At 49.7% G+C, this 11,536-nt stretch carries 13 protein-coding genes; all 13 read right to left on the bottom strand.

The annotated features are described in order from the left end of the window. Positions 1–591 precede the first annotated feature (591 nt). The 13 genes from ACLTD4_RS30635 to ACLTD4_RS30575 all read right to left on the bottom strand — a co-directional run bounded on the left by ACLTD4_RS30635 (position 592) and on the right by ACLTD4_RS30575 (position 11,528). Entirely contained in the window at positions 592–1,089 is a 498-nt protein-coding gene (locus ACLTD4_RS30635) for a kinase (protein WP_117623917.1), read from the bottom strand. 105 nt (positions 1,090–1,194) lie between these two features. Further along, positions 1,195–1,461, bottom strand: a complete 267-nt coding sequence (locus tag ACLTD4_RS30630; RefSeq protein ID WP_002603381.1) for an HPr family phosphocarrier protein — start codon at positions 1,459–1,461, stop codon at positions 1,195–1,197. A 100-nt stretch (positions 1,462–1,561) separates the two neighbouring features. Then, a complete protein-coding gene (locus ACLTD4_RS30625) occupies positions 1,562–2,185 on the bottom strand; it encodes an epoxyqueuosine reductase QueH (protein WP_055656956.1) in 624 nt (207 codons plus the stop codon). A gap of 160 nt (positions 2,186–2,345) precedes the next feature. Continuing rightward, the gene (rpoD, locus tag ACLTD4_RS30620; protein ID WP_002603379.1) at positions 2,346–3,491 is read right to left on the bottom strand and encodes an RNA polymerase sigma factor RpoD; all 1,146 of its coding nucleotides are present in this window, start codon (positions 3,489–3,491) and stop codon (positions 2,346–2,348) included. A 106-nt stretch (positions 3,492–3,597) separates the two neighbouring features. Next, a complete protein-coding gene (locus ACLTD4_RS30615; protein ID WP_117623916.1) occupies positions 3,598–4,500 on the bottom strand; it encodes a diacylglycerol/lipid kinase family protein in 903 nt (300 codons plus the stop codon). Between the two features lie 5 nt (positions 4,501–4,505). Continuing rightward, complete coding sequence (gene mutY, locus ACLTD4_RS30610) at positions 4,506–5,603, bottom strand: A/G-specific adenine glycosylase (protein ID WP_117623915.1); 1,098 nt, start codon at positions 5,601–5,603, stop codon at positions 4,506–4,508. Between the two features lie 2 nt (positions 5,604–5,605). Further along, positions 5,606–6,583, bottom strand: a complete 978-nt coding sequence (locus ACLTD4_RS30605) for a biotin--[acetyl-CoA-carboxylase] ligase (protein WP_117623914.1) — start codon at positions 6,581–6,583, stop codon at positions 5,606–5,608. A 5-nt stretch (positions 6,584–6,588) separates the two neighbouring features. Continuing rightward, on the bottom strand, positions 6,589–6,897 hold the full coding sequence (locus tag ACLTD4_RS30600; protein ID WP_002603375.1) for a DUF6637 family protein: 309 nt from the start codon (positions 6,895–6,897) through the stop codon (positions 6,589–6,591). A 3-nt stretch (positions 6,898–6,900) separates the two neighbouring features. Continuing rightward, positions 6,901–7,836 carry an ornithine carbamoyltransferase gene (gene argF, locus ACLTD4_RS30595; protein ID WP_117623913.1) on the bottom strand — a complete coding sequence of 312 codons (936 nt, stop codon included), beginning with the start codon at positions 7,834–7,836 and terminating at the stop codon, positions 6,901–6,903. A gap of 128 nt (positions 7,837–7,964) precedes the next feature. Next, positions 7,965–9,119, bottom strand: a complete 1,155-nt coding sequence (locus ACLTD4_RS30590) for a patatin-like phospholipase family protein (RefSeq protein WP_055656945.1) — start codon at positions 9,117–9,119, stop codon at positions 7,965–7,967. Positions 9,120–9,252: 133 nt separating this feature from the next. Beyond that, a complete protein-coding gene (locus tag ACLTD4_RS30585) occupies positions 9,253–10,191 on the bottom strand; it encodes an SPFH domain-containing protein (RefSeq protein ID WP_412331813.1) in 939 nt (312 codons plus the stop codon). Position 10,192: 1 nt separating this feature from the next. After that, positions 10,193–10,633 (bottom strand): NfeD family protein, encoded by a 441-nt coding sequence (locus ACLTD4_RS30580; protein ID WP_055657192.1) that lies wholly within the window; start codon positions 10,631–10,633, stop codon positions 10,193–10,195. A 142-nt stretch (positions 10,634–10,775) separates the two neighbouring features. Next, positions 10,776–11,528: a TrmH family RNA methyltransferase gene (locus tag ACLTD4_RS30575; RefSeq protein ID WP_412331814.1), complete on the bottom strand. Its 753-nt coding sequence runs from the start codon at positions 11,526–11,528 to the stop codon at positions 10,776–10,778. Positions 11,529–11,536: the final 8 nt, after the last annotated feature.

Below are 11,536 nucleotides of genomic sequence, written 5' to 3'. Positions count from 1 at the left end.
ATATGAAGGGCCTGCTCCACCGTCTTATGGCTCTTTACGCCTTTCATGTTGGCAACTGCTCCGATTCCGCAGTTGTCATGCTCAAACCTGGAATCATATAATTCCGGCGTTTTCTTTGCTGTGGGGGATTTTGAATTTTTAACCATAATTTCATTCCTTTCTGGCTGTACTCTTTTATTAGGGGTGCAAAGCGACAGCAGGTTTCCGTTGAAGCACAGAGAAGCGGAAGCGGTGAAATATCAGGACTCCTTCCTTTTCCTATAAAATAAAAAAACACGGACCCGCGGCTTTCTATGCTCGTCGTCGGGCCTGTGTTCCATATTTTATGATGCTGTTTTATTACCATGGCATCTCCGGCTTCTGCCAGCCTCTGCCTGTGCTTCAACTTTTTTTAGATAATACTACATCTGTTTCCATTTGTAAACCCCTTTTTTCACAGCAGTTGTCAGTTTATTTGGCAATTTATGTGTATGGGCCTTTTATTTTTCTAATTTTTGTTCTTAATCTTGTATTCACCTAACAATTCAGCGGTATTTTTGCATGAAATTGATCTTCATCCAGTATTTCTCAATTTTCTGAAATTACGTTGCCTCAAGCCAGGGTCACATCGCGATAAATCCGCTCGATCGTTTCCTCCAGGCTCATTTCCGCCGTCAATGCGTTTTCAGAGATATTTTTCAGGTAATCTTTCTCTCTCCACCAGTCACGCATGTCGCTTTCCCCAAATTCTTCCCTGTTGCTCTTCGTCTGATGGCGTAACAGGGTAACCTCAAAAGGCAGGTCATAGTAGTAGGCAAAAACCGCGTCTCCAAACAGCGTCTTTGCAGAATCGAACAACGGCTCATACCACTGGGAAGTTAAGATTCCCTCCAGAATCGTTATCTCACAGTGATCCCGGCCATATGTCAGGAGCTCCTGCATAAGCGGCAGAGCCAGCATATTCTTTTCGCCCTTTACATGAAGAATTTCCCGGCGGACCATATCCTGGGAAATAAGCATGCTGTGATCTCCAAATCTGTGCTGCAGCGCTCTGGCCACAGTCGTTTTTCCGCTTCCCGAATTGCCTCTGATTATGATTAATTTTGCCATGTATCTTCCCCTATCCCTCGTCAGAACTATAACATAAATTGGCGGAAAAGAATCGCTTCCTTTCCGCCAGCTTCTGCATATCATTCACTTATTGAAACTTGTCCATTACATCTCGCCGAGTCCGCTTTCGATCGCTTCGCTCATGCTCTTCATAGCCTCTTCTTCATCTTCACCGTCACAGATTAAGTTGATCTCTGTACCGCACTTGATGCCTGCTGCCATAACATTTAATACGCTCTTTGCAACAATTCTCTTCTCACCGCACTCGATGATGATGTCGCATTTAAACTTCATGGCTGTCTGGGAAAGAACTCCCGCTGGTCTTAAATGAAGTCCGGATGGGTTTACAACAGTAAGTGTTTTTGTTAACATAATATTTTCTCCTTTATCCTCTAATCTATATACTCCTTATCGTTAATTTTATTACAATTCCCATTGGGTGTCAAGTTGTTTCAGTCCACGTTTGCCATCTTTACTGAGCCTGGCCTGCCTCCTTAGAATAAACGCATCCGCAGTAATCCTGCCGGTATAGGCCGTACTCCTCTGACAGCTGCACAGACCGCTTATAGCCGTCTTTTTTCTTAAAATCGGATGGAAGATACGCCACGCGGTACTCCTTCGCCAGCTTCTCTCCGATCTCATTCAGTTTCTCTGCATTTTTTAAGGGGCTGATGGTAAGCGTCGTCGTGAAATAATCATAGCGGCCGGCAGATGCGACCTTGGCGGCTTCCCGGAGCCGTAAATCAAAACATTTGAAGCAGCGTTCTCCGCCCTCGGGAACCTTCTCGAGTCCTTTGGCAATCCGGAAGAATTCGTCCGGTTCGTAGGGGCCGGTACGAAAGAGCACGGGGTGTGCAAGCTTCATCTCAGAGATCAGCTTCTCCTGCTCCTTCACCCGCTTCATATACTCCTGTAGCGGATAGATATTCGGGTTATAATAGTACAGCGTAATCTCAAAGTATTTTGATAAGTATTCCAGAACGTAGCTGCTGCAGGGAGCACAGCAGCTGTGAAGCAGCAGTCTCGGCACCTTCCCCTGTTTCTCAAAGTCTTCCAGTATGGTGTCCAGCTCTTTCTGATAATTTCTGTGGTTCATCCTCTTATTCTCCTTCTCTGATTCACAGGCAAAGACCGATGCTCCGCCGAAACGGAACCCGCCGCCGTCTAAAATCTCCGTATGTATTGCCGTCCTGCATCTACATTTGCAAAGCACAAAAAGGCGTGAGCACTCTCATGCCACGCCTCCTTTCTGCTTCTTACAAGAAGTCTCTGATTCGTTTGCTCCGCACCGGGTTTCTGAGCTTTCTGAGTGCTTTCGCCTCGATCTGCCGGATGCGTTCACGTGTAACATTAAATTCCTTGCCCACTTCTTCCAGTGTGCGCGGATGTCCATCCTCAAGGCCGAAGCGAAGCACGATAACCTGACGCTCCCTCTCCTTTAAATCACCGAGCAATGCGTCGATATGCTCACGGAGCATTACGGACTCCACGTTTCCTTCCGGAGTCACCACATTGTTGTCGGCGACAAAATCGCCTAAGTTAGAGTCATCCTCTTCACCGATCGGGGTCTCCAAAGAAGCTGGTTCCCTGGCAATCTGCATGATCTCCATTACCTTGTCCTCAGACATGTCGAGCGCGTCTGCGAGCTCAGTGACGGAGGGCTCATAGCCCAGTTCCAGCGTCAGCTTTCTCTGCATTTTTGACATTTTATTGATGGTTTCGACCATATGCACCGGAACACGGATTGTCCTTGCCTGATCGGCAAGCGCCCTTGTTACGGACTGGCGAATCCACCACGTAGCATATGTACTTAACTTATAACCTTTTGTATAATCGAACTTCTCAACGCCCTTAATAAGACCTAAATTTCCTTCCTGAACAAGGTCTAAAAAGCTCATACCGCGGCCGGTATACCGTTTTGCGATGCTGACAACCAGTCTTAAGTTCGCTTCAATCAAGCGCTCCTTCGCATCTTCATCACCATCGGCTTTTCTCTTTGCAAGACGCAGTTCCTCGTCCGCGCTTAAAAGCGGAACGGTACCGATCTCTTTTAAATACATGCGGACAGGATCCTCTGTACCTATTCCCTCCAGCAAGTCAATGGCATCGAGGTCGATATCCTCCTCGTCTGCCCCTTTAATAAAGCTGTCATCCAGATCATCGTCGAGCAGCAGAGCATCATCTGACAGGAGCACATCATCAGCCAGTATCGAGTCGTCAATTACCGGGATCACGTCAACGCCGCGATTCTCCAGGTACGAATAGATCTGATCCATCTGCTCCGGGGTCAGTGATTCCCCCATAAAGAAGTTGTTAATCTCCGTTACGTCCAAGGCATTATGCTTTGATTTTCCCAGTTCCACGAGCTTCCCCAGCTTCTCTAAAAAATTATCTTTTTCCACTTAATAACGTCCTTTCGCTAAGAAGTATACATAAAAGTCCACACAACTTTTCATTATATACTACCGGATTACATATTTCAACATTTTTCTGCGCTAAATTGCAGATTTATTGTTTTTTGGAAGGATTTCTCATAATCCGGATCTGTTTTTGCAGATTTATGATCTGAGTCTCCATGCGTGTACCTCCGAATTCCCCATCCAGAACCCAGTCCACCGGTTCTTCCGGAATCACCGTGAGCGCCTTCGTTCTGAACTTATGAACGTACTCGTTAGGCTCTTCCTTCAAGAACATATAGTTGACAATGTTGCTCAGATCCAGAGGCGTTCTCGGCGTCCTGATTAAGAGCACCTCGAATTCTCCGTCATTTAAAGCCACATTCTGCGTGACCAGACCCTTAAAGCCTCCCACGCTGATGGTATTCGTCACCATTCCAAAGATAAATTCCCCTTCCAGCGTAATCTCCTCGCTCTCCACACGCATGCGGTAGGACTTGATGGAAGTCAGGCTCTTCACACTCTCCAGCATATAAGCCTGATGGCCCAGCATATTCTTCTTATCCTGGGGCGTTAAGTAGGACACTTCCGTAAATGCGCCAAAGGCCGCGATATAAACGAAATTCCTGTCCCCGCAGAAGCTTCCGATATCGACAGGATACGCTTCCCCCTCCACCGCCAAATGCGCCGCGGCGATCATGTTCTTCGGGATTTTTAAGCTGGAGGCAAAATCGTTGGTGGAACCGGCGGGAATATATCCAAGATCCGGAATCCGGTCCAGCATCATCATACCGCTTATGGTCTCGTTCAAGGTCCCGTCGCCGCCGCTGCAGACGATTAAGTCAGCGTCATTGCCTCTCGCCGCGGCAACCTCCATGGCATCCTTAGGCCGCTGGGTCACATGAACCGAAACTTCATACCCGGCTTTCGTGAAGATATCCAGAATATCCATCAACCGGTTTCTGATCTGAGCCTTTCCGGAACGTGGATTAAAGATAAACAGCATTTTTCTCATTATTCTCACCTTATCATCATAGTATACGCCTTAAATGCACTTGGCAGTGAATATGTCTCCCTGATCTCTTCCGGCGTCACCCAGAGGTAGTCTCCGGTCGGTTTTTCCTGCAGTTCCACGGCAAATCCCCTCATACGCCACTCCACATGGCTGAAGATATGCTTCGCCTCCGGAAGCCGGCGGACCGCTGCAAGCGGAACACGGTACATCTGCGCAAGCGCCTCATCTTCCAGCCATCCTTCCACGCCCGGAAGCTCATAGAGGGAGGCCAGAAGGCCGCTGCTATCCCGTTTGCGGATCGCCGTGCGCCCCTCCCACTCCAGAATAAGGATGGTCTTCTCCTCGATCTTTCTGGATTTTTTCGGTGTTTTTACAGGAATCTCCTTTGTGAGACCGTCACGCCTCGCCACGCACACAGAGGCCATGGGACATTCTCCGCAAAGCGGCTCCCCGTTGGGAACACAGACGATTGCCCCAATCTCAATGAGCGCCTGATTATAGCTTCCGGCCCCCTCCTGGGGCATGACGCCGAGAAGCAGCTCCTCCATCTGTTTTTTGACCGACTGCTTCAAAATGTCTTCCCTGCTCCCCGTCACACGGGATATCACCCGTAAAACGTTGCCATCCACGGCGGGAACGGGAATTCCATAGGCGATGGAGGCTATGGCGCCTGCCGTATAGGATCCAATCCCCGGAAGTGTCTTTAGAGCTTCCCAGGAAGCCGGAATGACTCCTCCGTACTGCTCCATAACGACACCCGCCGCCTTTTTTAAATTTCTGGCCCGGTTGTAATAGCCGAGCCCTTCCCACAGCTTAAAGAGCCTGTCCTCTGGCACTGCCGCCAGCGCCGCCGTATCGGGAAGCGCCGCCATAAACCGCTCAAAATACGGCTTCACAGCCTCTACTCTCGTCTGCTGCAGCATAATCTCAGAAATCCATACGCGGTATGGCTCCGGATTTTCCCGCCACGGAAGGACCCTCGCATGGTTCTTGTACCAGGAAAGCAGTGGCTTCTCCATGGCCTTCAGCCGCTCTTCCTTCGAGAACTCGTCCTTCTTCGGCTCCAGTGTCTGCAGTTGATCGTAAAAAGAATAATTATTCATACTTATACATATCCATAAATTCCCCGGACAGATACCTCTCCGGAGACCACACGGACCACCTTTCCATCGGCCTTCTCAACGATCAGCTCGCCTTTCTCATCAATGCCCAGCGCTTTGCCCGTATAGGCGCCCGCGGGATCCAGAACCTTCACTTCCCTGCCGAGATTTGCCATACGTTCATTATATACATCCATGAGGCCGGCTAAACTGCCGCATGACTTAAACTTTTCATAGTATCCCTCGTATGCCTTCATCACAGCGGCAATCAGCCTGCTGCGCCGCACCGGGCCTCCGGTCAGGATACGCAGGGAGGTGGCTGCCTCCCCCACTTCCTCCGGGAACTCGGTCATATTGGCATTGATGCCGATTCCGGTGACCACGTAGTGGATTCCTTCCAGCTCAGCGCTCATCTCTGTCAAAATACCGCAGAGCTTCTTTCCTTCCGCCACGATATCATTGGGCCATTTGATGACCGTTTCAAGCCCGGTCGTCTCCTTAATGCCGTCATAGACGGCGAGAGCCGCTACCAGCGTCAGCATGGAAGCCGATGACGGAAGGATATCCGGCCTTAAGATCAGGCTCATGAAGATGCCCGTCCCGGAAGGTGATACCCACATCCGGCCCCGCCGGCCCCGTCCTGCGTTCTGAAAATCTGTGACCACCAGGGTCCCGTCCGGAGCGCCTTCCTCCGCCAGCTTTCTTGCGCGTATATTGGTGGAATCAGTCTCCTCATAGTATACGATCTTCTTGATAAATCCGCCTTCCATGCTGCTCATAAGCTCGGCTTCCGTGATCACATCATCGCTGCTTAAGAGACGGTACCCCTTATTGCGTACCGCCTCGATCTGAAATCCTTCTTCCTTCAGCTGGCCGATGGCCTTCCACACGGCCGTCCGTGACACGCCGAACCGGTCGCACAGCTCCTGTCCGGATACGAATCCGGCCTCTTCTTTTATAGCTTTCAAAATCTCTGTCTTCACCGCTCTCACCCCCACCAGATGCTGACCGCACTGATCACAGCGAGGGCAAGCAGCACAATTCCAAACAGGAGAACCAGAATCCCCGAGGCCTTTTTCTTCTTTTCGCGGCCGCTCATGCGGATCTTAAAGACCGCATTCATGATATTGAGCGATGCCGCCAGAAGAAAAATGACCGGAAACAGCAGCATATGGTCCTCCGGGTTCAAAAATGAGATGACCGCCAGCGCGACGATCAGGATTCCTATGATAATATGGGCCGCATCCAGCATCATGGACAAGTTTCTCGGGTTTCTGCTTCGTTCCTGTATATACATGTTCTATTCTCCTAACGTCGCCACCATCACAGCCTTGATGGTGTGCATTCTGTTCTCTGCTTCGTCAAAGACCACGGAGGCCTCTGAGTCGAACACATCTTCCGTCACCTCGTTGCCCTTTACGGCCGGAAGGCAGTGCATGAAGATGGTGGTATCCTTTTCCGTCTTCTCCATCAGCGCAGCGTTCACCTGGTAAGGCTTTAAAAGCGCCACACGCTCGGCCGCCTTATCTTCCTCGCCCATGGAGCACCATACGTCGGTATAGATCGTATCCGCGCCCTTTACATCATCCACGTTCTCGGTCAGAGTGACGGTGCTTCCGCTTTCCTTCGCATATCCCTGGCACAGCGTGACCAGCTCGTCCTTCGGCCATAAGCACTTCGGTGCCAGAATCGTAAAGTTGACGCCCATCTTGCTCATACCGATCATCAGGCTGTTGGCCATATTATTGCGTCCATCGCCTGCATAGACAAAGTTCAGCCCTTTTAAGCAACCAAAATGTTCCTTCATGGTAAGTAAGTCCGCCAGAATCTGGGTCGGGTGGTAATCGTCCGTCAGACCGTTCCACACCGGCACACCGGCGTATTTTGCCAGATCTTCCACTGTTTTATGTTTAAATCCACGGAATTCGATTCCGTCAAAGATTCTGCCCAGCACGCGGGCCGTGTCCTCGACACTCTCCTTGTGTCCCAGCTGAATATCATCCTTGCCTAAGTACTCGGGATGAGCCCCTTCATCCACCGCGGCCACGACGAAAGAACACCTGGTACGCGTGGATGGTTTTTCAAATATAAGGGCGATATTCTTCCCTTTCAGAGAACTTCCGGTCTCGCCTTTTTTCTTCTTAGCCTTTAAATCCGCGGCAAGATCCAGCAGATATCCGATTTCCTCCGGTGTATAGTCCTTTAATGTAATAAAACTTCTTCCTTTTAAATTCATAATGCTTCCTCCACTTCTCTTTTTGTATTTTTATACACCATTATAGTATATTATGCATAAACATGCAATCTTTTTTTCTGTCATTCGACATTTGGTGTACGAAGCGCCCTTTTCTTCCTATTACATTACTATAATGGAATCCGGCTGTCAAGAGAGTGCAGCTTCATCATTATTTTTCCGATCAGGCGGTCCACCGTATAAATCTGAAAACGGTTGATCTTCAGCCGCTTCGCCAAATCCTCCAGAATCGCGATATATAAATCCCTGTAGTTCCAGTCGTCTTTCAGTTTAAACTCCACAGCCATCCTTGGAAACAGGGTTTCCGTAAACATCCGGTAACCCTTCAGGCTTTCCCGGGTCTCCTGATCCAGATCTTCTTCGACATAAATCTTTAAAAGTTCCAGTTCAGACATCATCTTATCAAAATAATACGGCTCGGAACCTGGTGCATCAATATAATATATACGCCCGGCAAGTCCATATAAGAACCTTTTCGCGTCAAAATACCCCAAAGTCATGTTTTTTCTGCTCTGTTTCTTGTCGAATTCCAGAATCCCGCCCAAATCCTGGCGGGGAGCGATGTGATACACGTTGGCTCCATCCGGAATCTTTGTCACCTTTTCGCTGTCAAAGCCCCAGCCGTAGATGCGGATCACAATGATATCCTCGTAGCCCTTATCCAGTAGAACGCCCAGAGGAACGTTATTAAAGCCGCCGCCGTCCCGGTACCGCTTACCACCCAGCTTTTCGTTCTTAAATGCCAGAAAATAGGCGCTGGCCAGCAGCATATCCTTCACCGATCCCTCTTCACCGCTCTTGACATCCACTGCCAGTTCCTTGTGCTCCGACACGGAATACGTCATGGCAAAGAGTTCCCGATCCGACTCCCTGATACGTGATTCATCTCCCACCACCTCGGCAATCAGATTCTTTAAGGGCGTCACATCGAAGCCGCCATCCTTGATGAACTGAAATCCGCTGTTTAGAATCTCCTGCATGTTAAGCGCCTTGAAATCCTTCTTTTTCAGCGCCTTTATGGTCTCGTCACTGACATCCATCACCCGGGAATATTCGATGTTCTTCCAGATATCTTCTGCTTTCTCCAAATCGTCCATGCAGATCAGCGCGCCGTTCAGTGAACCGACCGAAGCGCCTGCGATGCCCTTAATTCGGACGCCCGCCTCCCGAAGCGCCTTCCACGCCCCGATCTGGTAGGCTCCCTTGGCGCCTCCGCCCTCTAAAACGATACCGTATTCCTTTGTCAAATCCAGTTTGAGTTCCATACACGCCTCCTGCCTGTAATCGCCAAATCAAATACCGCGCCGGAGCGCGGCTGCTTCACTTATATGAATGAGAAAAACGCAGCACGAGAGCTTATGCCCCCTGCTGCGAATTCTCTAATTACCTTTCACATTCCTATTTAGGATCCTTCGGGATCTCAGTAATGGAGGATACAAGACCCGCCAGCCCCTGAATCTCGGATGGAATAATAATCTTTGTTGCTTTGCCGTCGGCTACTGCCTTAAGAGCCTCTAAGCTCTTGATCGTCAGAACCGCCTGATCGGCTCCCGCTTCCCTGATCATACGAATACCGTCTGCATTCGCCTGCTGAACCTTTAAGATAGCCTCAGCCTGACCTTCTGCCTCGCGGATTCTCTTTTCCTTCTCGGCCTCTGCATGAAGGATCGCCGCCTGTTTCTCAGCCTCCGCATCGAGAATCGCGGATTCCTTCTTACCTTCTGCAACCAGAATGGTGGATTTCTTCTCACCTTCCGCACGAAGGATGGACTCACGGCGCTCACGCTCTGCCTTCATCTGCTTCTCCATGGCATCCTGAATCGCTGCCGGAGGCATAATGTTCTTAAGCTCCACACGGTTGACCTTGATGCCCCATGGGTCGGTGGCAATGTCGAGAGATTCTCTCATCTTCGCGTTGATCGTCTCTCTGGAGGTCAGTGTCTGGTCGAGTTCCAGATCACCGATAATGTTACGGAGAGTGGTTGCCGTTAAGTTCTCGATCGCCATCAGCGGATTCTCAACCCCGTATGCGTAAAGCTTCGGGTCTGTAATCTGGAAGAAGACAACCGTATCGATTCTCATGGTAACGTTATCCTTTGTGATAACCGGCTGCGGCGGGAAATCCACCACCTGCTCTTTTAAGTTCACACGTTTGGCCACGCGGTCGAGAATCGGCATCTTGATATGAACACCGACTGACCAGGTTCCCAGATAGGCTCCCAGACGTTCTACAACCAGCGCCTGCGCCTGCGGTACAATCTTAATACATGATGCCAGTATTGCCAGAATGATTATTAATACTATAATGACTGCAAAAAAACCTATTGCTCCATTCATACTACGCTTCCTCCTGAGTCTCGCTTACAATTAGTTTTACGCCTCTGATGTCTTTTACTTCCACGAGTGTGCCGGCCGGATAAATCTTTCCGTCGTCCTCGGCTCTCGCCGTCCATTCCTGTCCGTTCAATACCGCAGCACCGGTTCCTTCAGTGTTATTCACCTCGGTGGTAACCTTCGCGTGCTTACCAATCAGACTTTCCGAGTTGGTTTTCACGGTGTTATGATTCACGTACTTTAAGGCGAACGGCCTCGTAAAGAACAACAGTATAAATGATACGATTACAAATGCAGCAAGCTGAACCTGTACGCTGACACCCAAAAGTGCCAGTACAAATGCAACGAGTGCGCCCCCTGCGAACCAAATGGTCGTCAGGGCCATGGTTGCGGCTTCAATCCCAAGTAATACTACAAAGGCTATGAGCCAGTAGATAGCTGCCATCTTATCAATCCCCTTCCTGAGCCAGTAATAGGCAAAGCTGCCAGGCATATCTTTCATTTGCACTAATCATACTATATTTTCAGACATTTCTCAACATTTACCGTCTAAAAATGCCTTACAATTTTCTGACGGGCCGCATTTTCTAATTTCTTCGCTGCCTTGCCGCCTCAAACATGAGCACGGAGGCCGCTACTGCCGCGTTTAGGGATTCCACTTTTCCCATCATGGGAATCTTGACATACGTGTCTGCCATAGCCGCTGTCTCATCGCTTAAACCGTTGGCTTCATTGCCAATTAAAAACCCTGTATCAACAGTATAATCTTCTTTCTCATAATTATTCCTGCCTGATAAATGGGCTGCGTAAAGGCGGACACCGCGTTTTTTTATTTTGGCCAGCGTCTCCGGTAAACCGGCGGTATAGACAAAGGGCACACGGCACACAGCCCCCATGGTGGAACGGATTACTTTGGGATTATAGACGTCGGCTGTGGTGTCGTTCATGACCACTCCGGTAATGCCCGCTCCCTCTCCGGCGCGCAGGATGGTTCCTAAATTCCCCGGATCCTGAATGGTGTCGAGAATCATAAGGAGCGCCGGACCCGGCCGGTCTAAAATATCATCAATCGTGTATGCATACTGCTTTACCAGGGCCAGGACACCCTGAGGCGTGGCCGTATCGGACATGGTCTTAAACACATCGTCCGCCACCTCCTCATAATTCATAGAACCGATCACCTTCCGGCCCTCCGGATTCTTTAAGAAGCTTTCCGACACGAACAGGCTTTCGATCCGATCCCTGGGAATCTCTTTGAACATGCGGAAGCCTTCCGCCACAAACAGACCGGTCTCTTTCCTGGCCTTCGCCTTCTTCGCCAGATTCATCACCTGCTTCACTTTTCCGT

It is taken from the genome of Hungatella sp., assembly GCF_046966825.1.
The sequence above is the reverse complement of the archived record's forward strand: the minus strand, read 5'-3'. Positions and strand labels throughout refer to the sequence as shown.